The organism is Bradyrhizobium sp. BR14999 (assembly GCF_056106085.1).
Genome location: NZ_CM148536.1, coordinates 8,166,975 through 8,185,916, shown reverse-complemented (window position 1 = coordinate 8,185,916; position 18,942 = coordinate 8,166,975). Strand labels below are relative to the sequence as shown.

At 63.1% G+C, this 18,942-nt stretch carries 16 protein-coding genes and 1 pseudogene; 8 read left to right on the top strand and 9 right to left on the bottom strand.

Annotation, left to right across the window (positions count from 1 at the left end):
* Positions 1-87: 87 nt before the first annotated feature.
* The 4 genes from ACR9YP_RS38105 to ctrA all read right to left on the bottom strand — a co-directional run bounded on the left by ACR9YP_RS38105 (position 88) and on the right by ctrA (position 2,986).
* Complete coding sequence (locus tag ACR9YP_RS38105; RefSeq protein ID WP_474218508.1) at positions 88-1,248, bottom strand: glutathionylspermidine synthase family protein; 1,161 nt, start codon at positions 1,246-1,248, stop codon at positions 88-90.
* A gap of 58 nt (positions 1,249-1,306) precedes the next feature.
* The gene (locus ACR9YP_RS38100; protein ID WP_474218507.1) at positions 1,307-1,714 is read right to left on the bottom strand and encodes a hypothetical protein; all 408 of its coding nucleotides are present in this window, start codon (positions 1,712-1,714) and stop codon (positions 1,307-1,309) included.
* 1 nt (position 1,715) lies between these two features.
* Positions 1,716-2,120: a DUF350 domain-containing protein gene (locus tag ACR9YP_RS38095; protein WP_130217761.1), complete on the bottom strand. Its 405-nt coding sequence runs from the start codon at positions 2,118-2,120 to the stop codon at positions 1,716-1,718.
* Positions 2,121-2,284: 164 nt separating this feature from the next.
* Positions 2,285-2,986 (bottom strand): response regulator transcription factor CtrA, encoded by a 702-nt coding sequence (gene ctrA, locus ACR9YP_RS38090; RefSeq protein ID WP_016848562.1) that lies wholly within the window; start codon positions 2,984-2,986, stop codon positions 2,285-2,287.
* 416 nt (positions 2,987-3,402) lie between these two features.
* On the opposite strand from ctrA, the gene fliI reads away from it, so the two are divergent.
* The 7 genes and pseudogenes from fliI (at position 3,403) to ACR9YP_RS38055 (ending at position 11,597) form a co-directional block, all read left to right on the top strand.
* Positions 3,403-4,728, top strand: a complete 1,326-nt coding sequence (gene fliI, locus ACR9YP_RS38085; RefSeq protein WP_091883920.1) for a flagellar protein export ATPase FliI — start codon at positions 3,403-3,405, stop codon at positions 4,726-4,728.
* A 121-nt stretch (positions 4,729-4,849) separates the two neighbouring features.
* Complete coding sequence (fliJ, locus tag ACR9YP_RS38080) at positions 4,850-5,269, top strand: flagellar export protein FliJ (protein WP_370988027.1); 420 nt, start codon at positions 4,850-4,852, stop codon at positions 5,267-5,269.
* Between the two features lie 318 nt (positions 5,270-5,587).
* Positions 5,588-6,133, top strand: coding sequence for a sigma-70 family RNA polymerase sigma factor (locus ACR9YP_RS38075; protein WP_370988028.1), 546 nt, complete (start codon positions 5,588-5,590; stop codon positions 6,131-6,133).
* A 77-nt stretch (positions 6,134-6,210) separates the two neighbouring features.
* Positions 6,211-7,278, top strand: a complete 1,068-nt coding sequence (locus ACR9YP_RS38070) for an anti-sigma factor (RefSeq protein ID WP_474218506.1) — start codon at positions 6,211-6,213, stop codon at positions 7,276-7,278.
* Between the two features lie 232 nt (positions 7,279-7,510).
* On the top strand, positions 7,511-8,470 hold the full coding sequence (locus tag ACR9YP_RS38065) for a helix-turn-helix transcriptional regulator (RefSeq protein ID WP_474218505.1): 960 nt from the start codon (positions 7,511-7,513) through the stop codon (positions 8,468-8,470).
* A gap of 116 nt (positions 8,471-8,586) precedes the next feature.
* Positions 8,587-9,813 (top strand): NAD(P)/FAD-dependent oxidoreductase, encoded by a 1,227-nt coding sequence (locus ACR9YP_RS38060; RefSeq protein WP_474218504.1) that lies wholly within the window; start codon positions 8,587-8,589, stop codon positions 9,811-9,813.
* Between the two features lie 345 nt (positions 9,814-10,158).
* Positions 10,159-11,597, top strand: a pseudogene (locus tag ACR9YP_RS38055) (IS1182 family transposase).
* 87 nt (positions 11,598-11,684) lie between these two features.
* Here the strand turns inward: ACR9YP_RS38055 and ACR9YP_RS38050 are convergent.
* Complete coding sequence (locus ACR9YP_RS38050) at positions 11,685-12,470, bottom strand: hypothetical protein (RefSeq protein WP_474218502.1); 786 nt, start codon at positions 12,468-12,470, stop codon at positions 11,685-11,687.
* 247 nt (positions 12,471-12,717) lie between these two features.
* Between ACR9YP_RS38050 and ACR9YP_RS38045 the strand changes: the two genes are divergently transcribed.
* Entirely contained in the window at positions 12,718-14,070 is a 1,353-nt protein-coding gene (locus ACR9YP_RS38045) for a transposase (RefSeq protein WP_091880269.1), read from the top strand.
* 1,084 nt (positions 14,071-15,154) lie between these two features.
* Here the strand turns inward: ACR9YP_RS38045 and ACR9YP_RS38040 are convergent.
* From ACR9YP_RS38040 to ACR9YP_RS38025, 4 genes are all read right to left on the bottom strand, one after another.
* Entirely contained in the window at positions 15,155-15,355 is a 201-nt protein-coding gene (locus ACR9YP_RS38040) for a hypothetical protein (protein WP_128935890.1), read from the bottom strand.
* A gap of 294 nt (positions 15,356-15,649) precedes the next feature.
* Positions 15,650-17,791 carry a flagellar biosynthesis protein FlhA gene (gene flhA / locus ACR9YP_RS38035; protein ID WP_474218501.1) on the bottom strand — a complete coding sequence of 714 codons (2,142 nt, stop codon included), beginning with the start codon at positions 17,789-17,791 and terminating at the stop codon, positions 15,650-15,652.
* Between the two features lie 356 nt (positions 17,792-18,147).
* Positions 18,148-18,450: a copper-binding protein gene (locus ACR9YP_RS38030; protein ID WP_474218500.1), complete on the bottom strand. Its 303-nt coding sequence runs from the start codon at positions 18,448-18,450 to the stop codon at positions 18,148-18,150.
* 15 nt (positions 18,451-18,465) lie between these two features.
* Complete coding sequence (locus tag ACR9YP_RS38025) at positions 18,466-18,921, bottom strand: cupredoxin domain-containing protein (protein WP_164940391.1); 456 nt, start codon at positions 18,919-18,921, stop codon at positions 18,466-18,468.
* Positions 18,922-18,942 lie beyond the last annotated feature (21 nt).

Genomic DNA, 18,942 nt, shown 5'->3' with positions numbered 1-18,942 from the left:
CTCGCATTGAGGCGCGCGGATAGAACCCCTCATCCGGCGCTTCGCGCCACCTTCTCCCACAAGGGGAGAAGGGAAGAAAAATATGTCTCACAAAATCGCATGCGGCAGAAAGCGCGAGCGGTTGCCCGTGATCGGGCTCTCGTCTTCGCGGATCGACAGGCCGCAGGGCTCATGGTTCACCAGCCAGCTTCCGATCACCGGATAGAAGCCCGAAAAATTCGGCAGCGGTGCTAGAGCCTGTCGCACGAAACCTTCGGCACCGTACGGACCCTCCTGCTCGTCGAGCGGCATGCCGCCCGACACGATCGTGACGTTGGCGCCTTCGCGCGACAGCAGCGGCTTACGCACATAGGACGTGCTGAGTTCAGCGGCGCGCGGATCGTCCTCGAAGAAGGCTGGCAGCAGATTGGGATGGTTCGGAAACATCTCCCAGAGCAGCGGCAGGATGCCCTTGTTGGAGAGCACCGCCTTCCACGGCGGTTCGATCCAGCGCGTCGGTGCGTCCTGGAGCTTTGCCCCGAAGGCGTCGTGGAACATCCACTCCCAGGGATAGAGCTTGAAGGCGAGCGCGATGTCGCAATCGTCGAGATCGATGAAGCCGCCACCTTCATCGCGCCAGCCGACCTGTTCGATGTCGAGCAGCTTGGTCAAAAGCCCCGCCTGGCGTGCGGTGTCTTCGAGATAAGCGAGCGTGCCGGCGTCTTCCTCATTGCCGGTGATGCCGGTGAGATGGACTTGGCGGCCGGCGGCGATCTCCTTCCACGCCGCGATCAGCCGCTCATGGATCGAGTTGAATTGATCGGCGCGCGCCGGGATCATGCGGCGTTCGATCGCCTGTTCGAGCCAGGTCCATTGAAACACCGCAGCCTCGAAGATCGAGGTCGGCGTATCGGCGTTGTATTCGAGCAGCTTTGCCGGACCGTTGCCGTCGAATTTCAGGTCGAGCCGGCCGTAGAGGCTGCGGTCGTTGCGCTTCCAGCTCTCGGCAATCAAGCTCCAGAACGCTTCCGGAATTTTCAAACGGCGCAGATGGCGCTCGTCGCTAATGACGCGGCCGGCGAGTTCCAGGCACATGGCATCGATCTCGCCGGTCGGCGTCTCGATGCCGCGCTCGATCTCGTCGAGGGTGAAGCCGTAATAGGCGCGCTCGTCCCAATAGCGTTCGCCGTCGATGGTGTGGAAGACGAAGCCGCATTGCGCTGCGGTCTCACGCCAGTCGTTGCGCTCGAGACAAACGATGCGTTGCATGTTATTTCCTGCGCATGATCTTGCCGGAAAACCGGTGGCCACTTTTCCGGATCATGCGCTAGCCGCCGCCCGAGAAGCCATGGCCAAACGAGCCGAAGCCGCCGCGGCTCACGCTGCTGTGGCCGGAATCGGAGGATGTTCCCGACGAGGAATGGCTCGAGGAATCGCTGCTGAAGAAACTCGATCGCGACGACCAGCGCGAGCTGCTCCCACTGGAGGAGCTGCTTCTGCTGCTGCACGCGGTGCTCACCTGTGCCGGCGTCTCCGTTCCGGAAACTGTCGCCCCGGGAGGAGGCGGCTCGCAGGTCTGCCGCGGCATCATCGTGTAGGCGGTGGTACCGACCGCGAGCGTGCCCATCACCAGCAGCGCAACATGGCCGGAGCGCTTCACCGGCGGCCGCGGAGGCGGTGGCTCGGCCACCGGCCGACGCTTGCCGAATTCCTTTTTGGAGAGTTTCTCGGCCATGTCAGTAGATCATGCAGGCGGCGTTCAGCAGGCCCGCGGCGAGGGAGGACAGACCGAGCCAGATCGACGGGGCAAGCTCGCCGGCAGAGATCCGCGCCGACAGGTTCGGCACCGGGACCTTCACGAGGAAGAACACGATGACCTGCACGACCAGCGCGATCGTCGCCCAGATCAGGCAGTCCAGCACGTTGGCCGAATGCGCGATGGCGCTGACCAGCGGCGCGACGAAACCGAGCAGGCTGAGGCCGAGCGCGATCGCCGCGGCCGGCTCATTGTCGCGGATCAGCTGAAATTCGTTATGCGCCGTGATGCGGGTGTAGACGAACAGATAGGCCACGATCGCGATCAGCCCGGTGCAGAAATAGACCAGGAAGGCGGGCAGGCCGGCGAGTGATTGCAGGATCATCGTTCCCCCATCGTGCAGCGACCAATTCGTCGGCTGGCGGAGGGTAGCGGTTCAAACATTAAGCTTCGTATGAGGCGTCCCCAAAAAACAAAACCCCGCCATTTGCGGCGGGGGTCCAGGCTGGGAGGAGCGAGCCCCGAGGGGCTCGCGACGTAAACCCAGGATCAGGCGGGGATGCGCTCGTCGGCCTCATGCGGCTCGCGCAGCACGTAGCCGCGGCCCCACACGGTCTCGATGAAGTTGCGGCCCTCGGAAGCGTTGGCGAGCTTCTTGCGGAGCTTGCAGATGAAGACGTCGATGATCTTCAGCTCCGGCTCGTCCATGCCGCCATAGAGATGGTTGAGGAACATTTCCTTGGTGAGGGTCGTGCCTTTGCGCAAGCTGAGCAGCTCCAGCATCTGATATTCCTTGCCGGTCAGATGCACGCGCTGGCCGCCGACTTCCACCGTCTTGGTGTCGAGGTTGACGACGAGGTCGCCGGTCTGGATGACCGACTGGGCATGGCCCTTGGAGCGGCGCACGATCGCGTGGATGCGCGCCACCAGCTCGTCCTTGTGGAAGGGCTTGGTCATGTAGTCGTCGGCGCCGACGCCGAGACCTTTGACCTTGTCCTCAATGCCGGCGAGGCCGGAGAGGATCAGGATAGGTGTCTTGATCTTGGAGACCCGGAGCTGCTTGAGCACGTCGTAGCCGGACATGTCGGGCAGGTTGAGGTCGAGGAGAATAATGTCGTAATCGTATAGTTTACCGAGATCGACGCCTTCTTCCCCCAAATCGGTCGTGTAGACGTTGAAGCTTTCCGACTTCAACATCAGCTCGATCGACTGCGCGACGGCGCTGTCATCTTCAATCAGCAAAACGCGCATGCCAGTTCCCCATAGTCGCCGCTCCTGGGCGTCAGGTCGGCCGCATTCGCGGCACTCAACAAAACGCCTTTGAACAACTGATTCGGATCCTGACAACAGATGGTTAACAAACTCTGATTCTGGAACGCAAGTCCCCCCGGTGCAATTTTTGTCGAATCGCCCTAAGGTCTTGCGTACGAAGCAGCTTTCGTCACCCGATTCCGTTCAAGCTCCACTTTAAGAGACGGACCTAACCGACTCCCGCGACTCAGCCTTCTTCTGAAGGGAAGTCACGCTCAGTCTCAAAGACAGTGACGCAATGATTAATGATGCGGGTAAACACGAAGTTAAGCGCCGTTCAGAAATATGGCGAAACTTAAGAGTTTCACCGTGAAGTCCCGGATGACCTAGGCGCGCCCCTTAATGAAGGCTCACCGATGAAGGCTCTTGCCGAACAGATCGGCGACATCGACGGCATCAACATTTATGGCCGCGTGGTCGGCGTGCGCGGCCTGATGGTCGAGGTGGCCGGTCCCATTCACGCGATGTCGGTCGGCGCGCGGCTGGTGATCGAGACCGGCGCCAACCGCTCCATCCCCTGCGAGGTGATCGGCTTCTCCGGCAACAATGCTGTCGTGATGCCGTTCGCCGGTCTCGATGGCGTGCGCCGCGGCTGCAAGGCGGTCATCGCCAATGCCGCCAATCAAGTGCGACCGTCAGCGGCCTGGCTTGGCCGCGTCGTCAATGCGCTGGGCGAACCGATCGACGGCAAGGGGCCGTTGCCGCAAGGTTCCTCGCCGATGCCGTTCCGCAATACGCCGCCGCCCGCGCATTCGCGCAAGCGTGTCGGCGCGCCGCTCGATCTCGGCGTGCGCGCGATGAACACCTTTCTCACCTGTTGTCGCGGCCAGCGCATGGGTATCTTCGCGGGCTCCGGCGTCGGCAAGTCGGTATTGCTGTCGATGCTGGCGCGCAACGTCGATGCGGCGGTCAGCGTCATCGGGCTGATCGGCGAACGCGGCCGCGAGGTGCAGGAATTCTTGCAGGACGACCTCGGCGAGGAGGGCCTGGCGCGCTCCGTCGTGGTGGTCGCGACCTCGGACGAGCCGGCGCTGATGCGCCGTCAGGCCGCGTATCTGACGCTCGCGGTCGCCGAGTATTTTCGCGACGAGGACAAGGACGTGCTGTGCCTGATGGACTCGGTGACGCGCTTCGCCATGGCCCAGCGCGAGATCGGTTTGTCCGCTGGCGAGCCGCCGACCGCCAAGGGCTACACGCCGACCGTGTTCACGGAGCTGCCGAAGCTTTTGGAGCGCGCCGGACCGGGCCTGGGGGAGGGCGCCATCACGGCGATCTTCACGGTGCTGGTCGACGGCGACGACCATAACGAGCCGATTGCGGACGCCGTCCGCGGCATCCTCGACGGCCATATCGTGATGCAGCGCTCGATCGCCGAGCGCGGCCGCTACCCCGCCATCAACATCCTCAAATCCGTCTCCCGCACCATGCCGAAATCGGCCGATCCGCAATTCTGGCCGACCATCCAGCGGGCACGGCAGGTGATGGCGACCTATGCCGACATGGAGGAATTGATCCGGCTCGGCGCCTACCGGGCCGGCTCCAGCCCCGAGGTCGACGAGGCGATCCGCCTGCACGAGCCGCTGGAGGCCTTCCTGCGCCAGCGCAAGGACGAAAATGCATCACTCGCGGACGGCTATCGCCAGTTGGCGCAAATCCTCGGTGATTTGGAAACGGAACGCTAACTTTGTCAGTTCATCATCCGATCCCACAGAGTAGCAGAGCCGGTCTTGGCCGCAATCGGGCCTGTGGGCAGACCGGTGCCGTCCCACGTGCAGCGAGGGGACTTCTGGGGAGTACGAGTCGATGAAGTCACGTGATACCCTCATCCGCCTGAAGAAGTTTCAGGTCGACGAGAAGCGCCGCCGGGTCACCCAGATCGAGACCATGATCGCCGACTTCCAGCGGATGTCGGTCGACCTTGAGCGCGAGATCCAGACCGAGCAGGAGCGCGCCGGGATTAACGATCCCTCGCACTTCGCCTACCCGACCTACGCCAAGGCCGCGATCCAGCGCCGCGAGAATCTGACCCGCTCGGCCGACGAGCTCAAGGGCCAGCTCGACGAAGCCAAGACCGCGTTGGCCGAGGCCTTCGAGGAGCTGAAGAAGGTCGAGCTGCTGGACGAGCGCGACCAGGCCCGCGAACGGGCCGAAGAGAACGCCCGCGAGCAGGCCGACCTCGACAGCATCGGCCTGATGCGCGCCCGCATCGGCGCCGTCGCCTAACGGCGCCAGCAGCCAGATCGCCGAGAAATCTGCAAAACCCGGACCCGCAAGGTCCGGGTTTTCGTATGTGCTGTCCACAGTGTGGCGCCGCGCCGCTTGGTGGTCGGCTTTGTCGCGCGCTATGGTAGCGGGAATGAATGCTGTGCCAGCGACGGCGGTGCCCACCTCTCCCCTGGGAGAGGTCGGCGCGGAGCGCCGGGTGAGGGGTGACGGTCTCCCGTTAGTCCTGCGCCCCCTCACCCGATTTGCTGCGCAAATCGACCTCTCCCCGTCGGGGAGAGGTGAAGGGAAGCGACGGGCCGCGTTTCAGGGGGCTGAATGCTGACGCCGGCAGAGCTGGTCGGGCTGATTGAGGCGGTGGCGAAGGGCGATCAGGCCGCATTCGAGCGGCTCTACGTCGCCACGCGCGCGAAACTTTATGGCGTCGTGCTCCGTATCTTGCGCCGTCAGGATCTTTCAGAGGAGGTCATTCAAGAGACCTACGTCAAGATCTGGAACAACGCCGGCCAGTTCAATCCGGCCATGTCTTCGCCGATCACGTGGATGGCGTCGATCGCGCGCAACCGTGCGATCGACATCGTGCGCAAGAAATCGGAAGTCTCAATCGAGGAAGAGCCTCAGGCGATGGAGGTGGCGGCCGACAGTCCTGATCCGCTGGCGCGGAGGGAGATGACCGAGGAGTTGAAGCGGCTCCTGGAATGTATCGGCCGGCTCGAGCCGGACCGCCAGCGCCTCGTGCTTCTCGCCTATTACAACGGCTGGAGCCGCGAGCAATTGGCGGAGAAATTCGCCGCGCCCGTCAACACGGTGAAGACGTGGCTTCGGCGCAGCATGTTGGATATCCGCGAGTGCCTCGGACTTTAGAAGATGATGAGAGTGGCAGAAACCAGCGCGGCAACGACTGTCCACCTCTCCCCGTTGGGGAGAGGTGAAGGAAACTGATGGCCTACACGGAGGACCATATCGCGCTCGCCGCGGAATATGCGCTCGGTACGCTCGACGCCGATGAGCGCGCGCAGGTCGAGACCATGATGGCGGTGGATGAGGCGTTCGCCGAAATCGTGCAGGCCTGGGCCCATCGGCTCGGCGTCCTCAACCAGATGGTCGGCTCGGTCGAACCGCGTCCGATCGTGTGGGAGAACATCAGGTCCGAGATCGCGCGCACGGCGCTTGCGCAGGAGCCGCCTGCGCTTGCCGAGCCTTCGCCGCCGCCACCTCCGCCCATACCGGAATTGCCCTCGCCGGAGACTGCGTCATCGGAATCCGCGACGGAGGGCGTGCAGTCCCCGGAGCCGCAGCAACCCGAAGCGGAGCAGCCGCAGCCGTCGCGTCCCGAGCCCGACGCCATCCCGGACATCGCGGCGCAGTTCATCCCGCAGGTCCATGCTCCGGATCTCGATGTCGTCCGCGCGCCGCGGGCGCCGGTCGTCGACGATGGCAATGTGATCCGTCTCGAGGGGCGCGTGAAGCGCTGGCGCAACATCGCATCCGCCGTTGGCGCACTTGCGGCCGCGCTGCTCGTGACGCTGTCGCTTCAGATCTTCCTGCCTGATGCACTGCCGGGCCTCTTGCGTCCTGCGCCACGCATCCAGACGGTTGAAGTGAAGACACCGGCCGCGCCGCTCACCGCCTCTGCGCAATATGTTGCCCTGCTGCAGGGCCAGGGTGGCGGCCCCGCCTTTATCCTCACGGTCGACGGTGCGACGCGGAATTTCACGGTCCGGAAGGTCGGCGCGACCCCGGAGCCCGGCAAGAGCTTTGAGCTCTGGCTGATCTCCGACAAGCTGCCGCGGCCGCGTTCGCTCGGCGTGATCGGTGCGAGCGATTTCACCGCGCGTCCGCTGCTCGCTTCCTACGATTCCGACGTCGTCAACGGCGCGACCTATGCCGTCACGGTCGAGCAGGCCGGCGGTTCGCCCAACGGCCAGCCGACCTCGACGCCGGTGTTTTCCGGCAAGCTGATCGAGACCGTGCCGCCGACGCAGCCGCCGGCGCCGGCGAAGAAGTAGGTGTCGTAGCCCGGATGGAGCGCAGCGCAATCCGGGTCCACCGTCCCGCATTCCGCTCTGCTCCATGCGGGCTACGAGCAAAAATTGTCGCCACGGTCCACCCTCCGTCGCATCCCGACAAGTCCTGCCGAATCCGCCCCCGATTTGAACCTCCCCGCACTTGGCGGCGTCAAATCCCCGGAATTTGCAGTCGGCACGCCGATCATGGTGCCGGAGAGGGGCTAGAAATCAGATGGATGCAGCGAGAACGCCAGGCATCTTCATTCACCAATATGCGGGGCTGCCGCACGGCCCGGCATTCGAGCATTGGCGCGAGCGGGCCTTCGGGTCCTGCGGCCTCGATATCGGCCCGAGCCAGGGCGACAGCATCGACTGCCGGCTCCAGGTCAGCGTCGTCGACAACATCGCGCTCGCCATTCCCGAAGGCGCCTCCGCACAATATTCACGCACGCAGAGCCACCTTGCCGACGGCAGCGACGATCTTGTGCTGATTGCAGCACATGCGGGCCTCGTCCGCGTCGGGCAGAACGGCCATACCGTCGAGCTCGCGCCGGCGCAGATGGTGCTCGTCGACATGAGCATCACCGGCACCGTCGGCCACACCGACGAGGAGCGCTTCACCACCATCCGCATGCCGCGCCGCGCGCTGCTCGACATTAATCCGCGCGCGGAGGAGAAGCTGTCACAGGTGCTCTCCGACGGCGCGGTCGCCGAGACCATCTTCCGCTACCATGCGCTCGCCGCCAATCAGGCGCCGCATCTCGATGCCGTCGGCCAGCGTCTGACCGCGCAACACATGGTCGATCTCGTCGGCCTCCTGCTCGGGACCGACGCCGAGCATGCCGGACTTGCGCGCGGACGCGGGCATGCCGCGGCGCGTCTCGATCTCATGCGCGCCGACGTGATGGCCGCGCTCGGCCGTAACGATCTCTGCCTGTCCGAGATCGCGACGCGCTCGGGCCTCAGCCCGCGCCAGGCGCAGCGCCTGTTCGAGCAAGCCGGCACGACCTTCACTGAATTCGTGCTGGAGCAGCGCCTACTCCACGCCCGCAAGCTGCTCGGCGATCCCCGCGCCAGGGCGCGCAAGATCAGCGACATCGCGCACGCCTCGGGCTTCGCCGATCTGTCCTATTTCAATCGCGCCTTTCGCAAGCGTTTTGGCGCGACGCCGTCGGAGCTGCGCGAGGCGTAAGTCGCGATTTTGTGCAGCGGTGCGGCGCTGCCGTAGTTGGTGGATGCGGGCTGTTGAGCTATATCTACCTGCGCGGGCAGACCGCGGGATTGCTTTGGAAAGTAGTGTAGGCGGACATGGCGCGTATCGTCGTGCTCGGCGCCGGGTTTGCAGGCCTGTGGGCGGCCATCGGTGCTGCGCGCAAGCGCGACGAGATCGGCGCGAGCGGGCGGGACATCGAGATCCGCCTCATCGACCGCAATCCCTATCACAACATCCGCGTGCGCAATTACGAGGTCGACCTCGGCGAGGTCGCGCTGCCGCTGCCGCAACTGCTCGATCCGATCGGCGTCAACCATGGTCTCGGCGAGGTTGAAGCCATCGATCATGCACATCGCGAAATCTCGCTGGTCACCAGCGGCGGCGAGGAGACGTTGCACTATGACCGCCTCGTGCTGGCGCTCGGCAGCGAGGTGATGCGTCCGGACATTCCAGGCCTTGCCGACCACGCCTTCGACGTCGACACCTATTCCGCGGCGCTTCGCCTCGAGGATCATCTCGTCTCGCTCGGACGCAGCGCCCCGTCGCCGGGGCGTTCGACGGTGGTGGTGGTCGGCGCCGGCTTCACCGGCATCGAGGTCGCGGCCGAAATGCCGGCCAGGCTGGCGCGTGCGGGCATCAGTGGCAGCCGCCGCATCATCCTGGTCGATCCCAATCCGGCGGTCGGCGCGACCATTGGCGCGCACGCGCGCCCCGTCATCGAGACGGCATTGTCGTCGCTCGACGTCGAGACACGCCTCGGCGTGCGTGTGGTCTCCGTGGAGGCCGCCGGCATGCGCCTGAGCTCGGGCGAGTTCATTGCGACACAGACGGTGATCTGGTGCGCAGGGATGCGTGCAAGCCCCCTGGCGGCGAGCTTTCCGGACGCGCGCGATCGCCTCGGGCGCATTCTGGTTGATCCCTTCATGCGGGTTGCGGATGTCGGCGGCGTGTTCGCGGCCGGCGACGTTGCCTCGAGCGTGATCGACGGGCTGCATCCGACCGTGATGTCCTGTCAGTTCGCGCGGCCCATGGGCCGCTTCGCCGGCCACAACGTGGTGGCCGATCTCGCCGGCCTGCCGATGCTGCCGCTGCGGATCGACTGGTACGTGACCGTGCTCGACCTCGGCGGCTGGGGCGCGCTCTATACCGAAGGCTGGGACCGCGAGGTGCGCGCCACCGGCGCGGCGGCGAAAGTGACCAAAGAGACGATCAACCGCAGGCGAATTTATCCGCCGCTGACGGGTAGCAAGGAGGAGCTGTTTGCGGCCGCTGCGCCGATGGTGCAGGCGCCGCCGCCGACCTATGGGGCGCCGCGTCGTTGAGCTGGCTCATGCGTCCATCAGCCAGTCGAAACGAAACGTAGGCGACGGACTCGCATGGTCGAAATCGCCACGACCACGGAAGAGACCCGCTTTGCAACAGCCTCGCGTAGATGAGCGCAAGCGTTCAGAACCGGGGCATCATCGGACATGTTGGAGCTTGTAGTCGGCAGCGCCTGGGGCGAACAGCTCCAGCGCGGCGGCTGCCGGCCTTCGTCCGCTCCGGGGCCCTTAGCCGACCTTGCCGCTAGCTGCCGAGAGGTCGGCAATTGGCCCTGGCTGTGTGAAAACGCTGCGCTTGATGTGATTCGCGCGATATGATTCCCGCACGATTTGCGGGGGGCTGGAATGAAGCGCTTCGTTGCGGAGGCGGATCGTGGGCAATCGACGCTATTGCCCGAGTGCCTCGATGATTTCATTGACGAGAGCAACCCTGTTCGCGTGATCGACGTGTTTGTCGATGCGCTCGATTTGGCCGAGCTAAGCTTCGAGGGGGTGAAGCCGGCGGCGACCGGTCGGCCGTCATACCATCCCTCGGTTCTCCTGAAGCTTTACATCTACGGCTATCTGAACCGGGTGCAGTCGAGCCGGCGGCTCGAACGAGAGGCCGGACGCAATGTCGAGGCCATGTGGCTGCTGGGCCGGCTCGCACCTGATCACAAGACGATCGCGGACTTCCGCAAAGACAATGGCCTGGCGCTCCGCAAGGTATGCGCACGCTTCGTCGAACTCTGCCGTGAAATGGGTCTCCTCGCGACGTCGAGCGTCGCCATCGATGGCAGCAAGTTCAAAGCTGTGAACAACCGGGACAAGAACTTCACACGCGCGAAGGTGGAGCGGCGGCGCGCGCAGCTGGAGGAGAGCGTCGCGCGCTATCTGAGCCAACTGGACACGGCCGACCGGCAGGAGCCGAGCGAGGCGTTGGCCGCCAAGGTGACGAGGCTAACCGAGAAGCTGACGAAGCTGAGGGAAGAGATGGGCAAGCTTGCCGTCTACGAGAAGCAGATGCTTGCGTCACCCGATCAGCAAATCTCGTTGACCGATCCCGACAGCCGTTCGATGGCGACAAGCGGCCGGGGCTCCGGCACCGTTGGCTACAACGTGCAGGTCGCCGTCGACACCGAGCACCATCTGATCGTAGCGCACGAGGTGACGAACAGCGGCTCAGATCGGGCACAACTCGCCAATATGGCCAAGCAGGCGAAGGCTGTTCTCGAGACCGAGACGCTCGAAGCTGTAGCCGATCGCGGCTACTTCAACAGCCCGGAGATCCTCGCGTGCCACGAGGCCGGCATCACCGTAACTCTGCCCAAGCCGCTGACGTCGGGTGCCAAATCGGAGGGGCGCTTCGGTAAGCAGGACTTTGCCTATTTGCCAGAGGAGGACGCCTATCGCTGCCGGCTGGGGAGCGATTGCCGTATCGCTACACAAACGAAGAAGACGGCAAGATGCTGCGGCGCTACTGGACCACTGCCTGTCAAAGTTGTTCGCTCAAATCGCAGTGCACGACAGGACCAGAGCGGCGAATTACACGCTGGGAGCACGAGCATCTGCTTGAGGCTGTGCAGCAGCGCCTTGACGCAAACCCAGAAGCCATGCGTCAGCGTCGGGAGACGGTCGAGCATCCGTTCGGCACGATGAAGGCCCGCATGGGAGCGACACACTTCCTCACCAAAACGCTCCCAAAAGTAGCGGCCGAGATGGCACTCTCGGTCTTGGCCTATAATCTTACACGGGTCATGAACATCGTCGGGGCCAAGCCACTGATCACTGCGATCGCGGCCTGAGACAGGCGCGGTTCCTAGCTTCCGGACCGATGCCCTTTGAAGCCGTTTTTACACGGCCAAGACCCATAGCGGTCCTAGCCGAGTGCGCTATCGAGATTGCCGTTGCCAATCTTTCACGAGTGTCAAACAATCGGTGCCAGGCGTTTGCTCTTTACTCTTCTTCACTTCCTCGGTTTGGCGAAAGTCAGCCGTACTAAGACCGTTGGCGAGGGTGTTCTTAGACGTGTACCGTGCACCATCGAGCATCGCACAATAGTAGTAAGGTATCCAAGGTAACTTCTGCTCGATGCTTTTTGTGATCGGCTCGTCGGTGATCTCAAGTATGATTTCATTCCACGTGATGCCCGGCCCCAGCGTTGCCTGCAGATCGTTTGGATCGACCGCGGTTACGGTGTTCGGGTCGTTTACGCTCGCGAACGTAACAAGATCAGGCAGCTCATTCGCGGTAATGTTTCGTGGGCCGCGCATGCGTGCTATTTTGGCCAAGGTATCCATGACGTCGGTCGAGGGAGAAATATCGTAGAGCCGGGACAACTGCGTCGTTGCAGGTCCCCCATCGCGACTCCACTGTCCAGACGACGGGCGAGATTTCCTCCCGATTAAGGCGATCATTGGCCGCGCACCCGGACCAAGGTCCAGATACAGCGCTTCCCCGCGAAGCTTGTGCATAATTCCTCTCGCTGGGATCGAAACCTCAAAGAAAGCTACCTCTGTCACGCTCGAACCACGCTTGACGCCGGCAGGGGTGTTGACTGCCAATGTCAGCTTGTAACGGTAGCTCTCGCTTCTGCCGCATCCTGCGAGTGCGAGGGCTACCGCAAGCACCAGAGAAAAGCGAATGTGTGAACGCACCATCGCCGTGTGGACCCCCATTTGGCCTGTCTAGCAAGCGCCCTTTGCGGAGCGAGGGCTCGGATAGTCATCCAGCGACATAGCATGCAGAAGTTGTAGGGCGCGTTAGCTCCAGCGCTCTTTTGGATGCTCTTACTTTACTGCTCGTTAACGGGCGGCTGTCGCATTCAGAGCAGGTCCGGTTGTGGCCGATTCTGTTGAAAAAGACGGCTGTTGCGACGCAGAGATATCAGTGATTCAGTCTGTCTAATTGGCAGGACTGAAGATCATGATGGGGCATCGGCAAGTCGAACAGACCGCGTTGTTCTATGAGTTCTCGCTCGAAAGACATATCCCGACTGATCACTTGCTGCGGTTGATTGACAGGTTTGTCGATCTTGAACAGGTCCGGCGGGACCTGGCGCCTTTCTACAGCAGCATCGGTCGGCCTTCGATCGATCCCGAGTTGATGATCCGGATGCTCCTGATCGGTTACTGCTTCGGCATCCGATCGGAGCGGCGCCTGTGCGATGAGGTTCACCTCAATTTGGCCTACCGGTGGTTTTGCCGGCTCGGTCTGGACGGGACGGTGCCGGATCATTCGACATTCTCCAAGAACAGGCACGGCCGCTTCCGGCAGAGCGACCTCTTCCGTCGCGTGTTCGAGAGCGTGCTGCGCCGCTGCATCGAGGAACGACTGGTCGGCGGTGAGGGATTTGCAGTCGATGCGAGCCTAATCAAGGCCGATGCCAATCGGCAGAAGGGGATCGAAGGCGATAAGGGACTTCCGCCGGAGGCTGCCAGCCGAGCAATCGATGAGTATCTGGCCGGCCTTGATGATGCCGCTTTCGGAGCCGCGACCGAGGTTACCCCGAAGTTCGTATCGCCTTCCGATCCGGCGGCGCGCTGGACGGGGGCGCACGGCGGCCAAGCGTTTTTCGCCTATTCGACGAACTATCTGGTCGACATCGAGAACGCGATCATCGTCGATGTTGAGGCAACGACGGCAATCCGGCAGGCGGAGGTATTGGCCGCCAAGCGCATGATTGAGCGCTCGCTGGAGCGGTTTGATCTCTATCCGAGCCGGCTGCTCGGTGACAGCGGCTATGGCTCGGCCGAGATGCTCGCCTGGCTGGTCTATGAGCACGGGATCGAGCCGCACGTTACAGTCTTCGACAAGTCGGCCCGCACAGACGGGATCTTCTCGCGCGACGACTTCACCTATGACCATGCTGGGGACATCTATCGTTGCCCCGGTGGCAACATTCTTACCACGACCGGAACGTTGGTGAATGATGGTGCTACCATGCTTTACCTCGCCAGCAAGCGCGATTGTGATCGATGCGCATTGAAGCCCCGATGCTGCCCCAAGCAGGCTTCACGGAGAGTGCCCCGCTCGATCTACGAGGGCGCTCGCGACATGGCGCGCCAGATCGCGAGATCGTGGGAGGGAGGCACCTCGCGCCGGCTCCGCAAGAAAATCGAGATGTTGTTCGCGCACCTCAAGCGCATTCTCAAGCTCGACCGTTTGCGTTTACGAGGTCCAAACGGCGCGCGCGACGAGTTCATCCTCGCAGCCACCGCCCAAAACCTTCGAAAGATGGCCAAGCTGATCCCGATGCCCACCCCGACGCTCGCATAGGGTCAGTAAGAGCAGTTCCGGCCACGTCGCGACGGAGCTATTACAACGAAATACTGCCGGCCTTTTTCAACGGAATCGGCCCTTAGCTGACCTTGCGCTGCGGTTCGCCGACGTCAGCTTTGATTCCAAATCCAGAAATTTGACACAGAGGCTACTGATCGCTTCCAATTCGGCAGGTTGCGTCCATCTACAAGCCCTTGCGTTGCCTGACGGGCAAAACACACCAGGCGCCACCAAAAATATTCCACTTTACCGAAATTCGGATACGGCGTATCCATTGCGGCGACCCGGCCCAAGGAAGAGGGGCGTATCGCGATCGTCACGAAGGCGGGCCGGGCGGCGGTGGACGTGGGTCACATCGGCGCGAAGGGTTTTGCAGGGCGGGTAACCGTGAGCAATGGCCTCGCGCATACGACCGGTGTGATCGGCGTACGGCAAAATCGTGTGGTCCTGGCGCCCGGGGTCTGTGCGCCAAGTCTTGTAGTGATGTGGCGGCCCAACCGGGCACGTGCATCAGCCATCTGCAAGGCGACGGGGGCAATAGTGCATCGCTCCCCGGGGAGAGCACGACATACGCCGTTCCAACCACTGCGCAGGGAAGGCCGGGATGTCCTGGCTACACCTGTATGCCGCTGTGCAGATTTTCTCACTGCAATTTCGCACAGTGGACCGCGGGTGCCAGCGGGCTCCCGGTCTTCCCTGCGCCCTCTTTCATTTGAGGGTGAAGAGATAAAGCAAAGCTCGGGCGAAGCATGCCGCGAGGCTGCGAAGGTGTGTCTGCAATGAAGATGCGAATTGAGACAACGAAGCGTTCGCCTCACACTCCGTCATTGCGAGGAGCTCGCGACAAAATTGCGTAGCAATTTTGCGCTGATGCGACGAAGCAATCCAGACTACCTCGCCGGAGACAGTCTGGATTGCTTCGCTGCGCTCGCAATGACGGGTACCCAGACGTGAGAAAGCGCCCGTGGGGGGCGGGCGCTTTCTGTAGTCGACTTGGGGTTGGGGTCGTCTACATATCCACGTGGCGACTTTGGGGGGCTGGTAAAGAGCCGCGTGAATTCACAAAACTCGTCAGATCTCCTTAGCGAACGAGGGACGCGTTCGAACTGGTGATAACGACCGGCTTGTCGGCCTTGATGACGCGGGCGGTCTGGGTCAGACCTTCATCCGAACCCGTGCGTGCCGTGATGCCGAGGCCCGCCACCGCGATCCCTGCGACGAGGGCGACGACCACAATCTTCAAATGGGTCGCGCGATCAGCGCTGTAGATCGAGTGGTTCATGGAAGCCTCCTGCCGCCATCTACCCGAAGTAGTCGCCAGCCCTTTCAGGCCGGTTCATGCTTCCGGTGCCCAACAACCTAGTATTGGGAGGATTCGTTCCCAAGAGGCCATCACAAGGGCGTGAAATGACGTGAAACGTCGCGATCAAAAACGTCGCTGGATCGTTCGATTATATAATTATTTCAAAGATGTAATGCGCCTGCGGGTTGCCTTCTCGATGCTTGGTCCACAAGGCGCCAGGAACTCAAAAACCATTTGCCTGTGGCCGAAAAACACACGGCTTCTTAAGGCAAATCAGATGCTTCCGACCGTTTTCAACCTCGCCCTAGGGTGGATTTCGGCCTGCGACAGCACGGTGGTCTGGGCTCGGAACCGTTCCACCAGGGAACGCACGAACGGACGAATTGCGGCAGAGGTCACCAGCACCGGCGCCTCGCCTTCGCGGGCGGCACGCTCGAACGCCTCGCGCACGGCGGTCATGAACTCCGACAGTTTCGAGGGTTGCATCGCGAGGCTGCGCTCCTCGCCCTGGCCGATGATGGATTCGGCGAAGGCCTGCTCCCACCGTGCCGACAGCGCGATCAGCGGCAGATAGCCGTTGTAGGAGGTGTTCTGCGCGCAGATCTGCCGGGCGAGGCGGGCACGGACGTGCTCGACCATGGTCGCGGGATTGCGCGAGAAGGCGAGCGAGTCCGCGATGCCTTCGAGGATGGTCGAGAGATCGCGGATCGAGATCCGCTCGGCGAGCAGCAGCTGCAGCACGCGCTGGATGCCGGAGACCGTGACCTGACCGGGGACGATATCCTTGACCAGTTCGCTCTGCTCCTTCGGCAACTCCTTGAGCAGCTTCTGCACCTCGCCATAGGAGAGCAGGTCCGACATGTTGGCCTTGAGCAGCTCGGTGAGATGGGTCGAGAGCACGGTCGCGGCGTCGACGACGGTGTAGCCCTTGAGCGAGGCCTCCTCCTTGAGGCTGGCATCGACCCAGGTCGCGGGCAGGCCGAAGGTCGGCTCGGTGGTGTGGATGCCGGGCACCTGCACCTGGCTGCCGCCGGGGTCCATGACCATGAACTGGTTCGGCCAGATCTTGCCGGTGCCGGCGTCGACCTCCTTGATCTTGATGATGTAGGTGTTGGCCTCGAGCTGGACGTTGTCGAGGATGCGCACCGCCGGCATCACGAAGCCCATCTCGATCGCGAGCGAACGGCGCAGCGCCTTGATCTGCTCGGTGAGGCGGTCGGTGCCATCGGGGCCGTTGACCAGCGGCAGCAGGGCATAGCCGAGCTCGATCTTGAGGTCGTCGATCTTGAGCGCCGCCGAGATCGGCTCTTCGGCCGCAGCGGCGCCCGGCGCACCCGGCATGCCCGGAGCAGGCGCGGCCTTGGCGGCTTCCTCGGCCTTGACGGCGGTCTTCTTGTGGTTGCGGGCGTGCCAGGCCAGCGCGCCAGCGCCGGCGCCGAGCGCCAGGAAGGGGATGGTCGGAATGCCGGGCAGGGCCGCCAGCACCAGCATCACCGCGGAGGACATGGCCAGGGCCTGCGGATAGCCGGAGAACTGCTTCATCAGCGCCTTGTCGGCGGCGCCGGAGACGCCGGCCTTGGAGACGAGCAGGCCGGCCGCGGTCGAGACGATCAGCGCCGGCACCTGGGTGACGAGGCCGTCACCGACGGTCAGCAGCGTGTAGCTGCGGCCGGCGTCGGCAAAAGACATGCCCTGCTGCGCCACGCCGATGATCATGCCGCCGACGACGTTGATGAAGACGATCAGCAGGCCAGCGATGGCATCGCCGCGGACGAATTTGGAGGCACCGTCCATGGCGCCGAAGAAGCCGCTCTCGTCCTCCAACTCCTTGCGCCGCTCCTTGGCGACCTTCTCGTCGATCAGACCGGCAGAGAGATCGGCATCGATCGCCATCTGCTTGCCGGGCATGGCGTCGAGGTGGAAGCGGGCGGCAACTTCAGCGATACGGCCCGAACCCTTGGTGATGACGACGAAGTTGACGATGATCAGGATGGCGAAGACGATGATACCGATGACGAAATTGCCGCCCATCACGAAGCTGCCGAAGGCTTCGATAACGTGACCGGCGGCAGCCGTGCCCTCGTGCCCGTGCGACAGGATCAGCCGGGTCGAGGCCATGTTGAGCGACAGGCGCAGCATGGTCGAGATCAGGAGGATGGTCGGGAAGGCGGAGAATTCCAGTGGCGCCTGAATGAACAGCGACGTCATCAGGATCAGGATCGAGAGCGTGATCGAGATCGCCAGGAACAGATCCAGCACGATCGCGGGCAGGGGGAGGATCAGCACCACCAGGATGGTGAGGATGCCGAGCGCCAGCGCGATGTCGCCGCGCTTGAGGATGGTGACGATCTCGTTGACGGAGGGGATCGAGGGTCTTGCTGCGCCTACGCCCTGTCCTGCGGTGACGTCGACCATGGTAGCTGCCTCCCCGCGCGACTGCCGTCCGCGCGCCCCAAACGTCTGCGCGGCGGCCGATGGGCCGCCGTTCCGAAAGTGAGGCACCGCACTGGCGTCCACGGGGGATCTCCCGTTCTACCCGGCTGACGACACTCGACTTCACCCGGCAATTTTTGCCCGGTGTATGGTTAGCAAAGGGTTAACGGGGGGTGGGGCAGGAGCGCGGGGCGGGTGTTTCGGGCCACCAAGGGTTGTCATTCCGAGGCGCCCGAAGGGCGAACCCGGAATCCATCGTGCTGCAGGTGTTGTGGGGAAATGGATTCCGGGCTCGCGCCAAGAGGCGCGCCCCGGAATGACGGCTGAAGAGCGGTCGCCTACTTCGCCTTCTCCATCTTCGTCACCGTGTACCCCGAAGCGGCCTCCTCGGCCTCGAAGGTCACCTTGTCGCCGACCTTCACCTGCTTCAGCATCGCGGTGTCCTTGACGCGGTAGACCATGGTCATGGGTTCTTCCATGCCGAGGCTCTTCGCAGGTCCGTGCTTGAGCGTGATCTTGCCGGCGCCCTCGTCGATCTTCTTGACCTCGCCGCTGATCGAGGCCGCCCCGGCTGCCAGAGTTCCAGTGGCAACGCCTAACGTCAGCGCCAGCGCTGCAGTGATACGGATGATGCGGTTCATGCGGGTCTCCATTGCTTACTTCACGGTGACGTGGCCGACCATGCCGTAGTCGCGGTGGTCGGGAATGAGGCACGAAAATTCGAACGTGCCGGCCTTGCTGAACTTCCAGAGAATCTCAGCTGTCTTGTTCGGGGCAAGCCGTACTCCGTTCGGATCGTCATGCTCCATGTGCGGATGTTTCTTCATCACCTCGGCATGCGCGAGATTCTCCTTGGGTGTGGCGAGCAGAAACTCGTGATCCTCCTTGCCGACATTGCGCAGCACGAAGCGGATCTGCTCCCCGCGCTTCACGTTGATGTTCGACGGCTCGTACGACATCTCGCTCAGCGCGATCTCGATGGTGCGCGCCGGCTTTTTGGGGTCGCCAGGCTCGCCCGCTGAAAAGGATGTATGGCCGTGATTTTCGTGCGCACCGGCGGACGAGATCGAGAGCGCTGCCAGCGCGAGGACGAATGTGACGGTCTTCTTCATTGTAGTCTCCAGTTGGGGGTG

Bases quoted from the DNA above. Each gene is read 5' to 3' on its own strand.
- ACR9YP_RS38105 (WP_474218508.1), bottom strand. From the start codon at position 1,248: ATGCAACGCATCGTTTGTCTCGAGCGCAACGACTGGCGTGAGACCGCA.
- ACR9YP_RS38100 (WP_474218507.1), bottom strand. From the start codon at position 1,714: ATGGCCGAGAAACTCTCCAAAAAGGAATTCGGCAAGCGTCGGCCGGTG.
- ACR9YP_RS38095 (WP_130217761.1), bottom strand. From the start codon at position 2,120: ATGATCCTGCAATCACTCGCCGGCCTGCCCGCCTTCCTGGTCTATTTC.
- ctrA (WP_016848562.1), bottom strand. From the start codon at position 2,986: ATGCGCGTTTTGCTGATTGAAGATGACAGCGCCGTCGCGCAGTCGATC.
- fliI (WP_091883920.1), top strand. From the start codon at position 3,403: ATGAAGGCTCTTGCCGAACAGATCGGCGACATCGACGGCATCAACATT.
- fliJ (WP_370988027.1), top strand. From the start codon at position 4,850: ATGAAGTCACGTGATACCCTCATCCGCCTGAAGAAGTTTCAGGTCGAC.
- ACR9YP_RS38075 (WP_370988028.1), top strand. From the start codon at position 5,588: ATGCTGACGCCGGCAGAGCTGGTCGGGCTGATTGAGGCGGTGGCGAAG.
- ACR9YP_RS38070 (WP_474218506.1), top strand. From the start codon at position 6,211: ATGGCCTACACGGAGGACCATATCGCGCTCGCCGCGGAATATGCGCTC.
- ACR9YP_RS38065 (WP_474218505.1), top strand. From the start codon at position 7,511: ATGGATGCAGCGAGAACGCCAGGCATCTTCATTCACCAATATGCGGGG.
- ACR9YP_RS38060 (WP_474218504.1), top strand. From the start codon at position 8,587: ATGGCGCGTATCGTCGTGCTCGGCGCCGGGTTTGCAGGCCTGTGGGCG.
- ACR9YP_RS38050 (WP_474218502.1), bottom strand. From the start codon at position 12,470: ATGGGGGTCCACACGGCGATGGTGCGTTCACACATTCGCTTTTCTCTG.
- ACR9YP_RS38045 (WP_091880269.1), top strand. From the start codon at position 12,718: ATGATGGGGCATCGGCAAGTCGAACAGACCGCGTTGTTCTATGAGTTC.
- ACR9YP_RS38040 (WP_128935890.1), bottom strand. From the start codon at position 15,355: ATGAACCACTCGATCTACAGCGCTGATCGCGCGACCCATTTGAAGATT.
- flhA (WP_474218501.1), bottom strand. From the start codon at position 17,791: ATGGTCGACGTCACCGCAGGACAGGGCGTAGGCGCAGCAAGACCCTCG.
- ACR9YP_RS38030 (WP_474218500.1), bottom strand. From the start codon at position 18,450: ATGAACCGCATCATCCGTATCACTGCAGCGCTGGCGCTGACGTTAGGC.
- ACR9YP_RS38025 (WP_164940391.1), bottom strand. From the start codon at position 18,921: ATGAAGAAGACCGTCACATTCGTCCTCGCGCTGGCAGCGCTCTCGATC.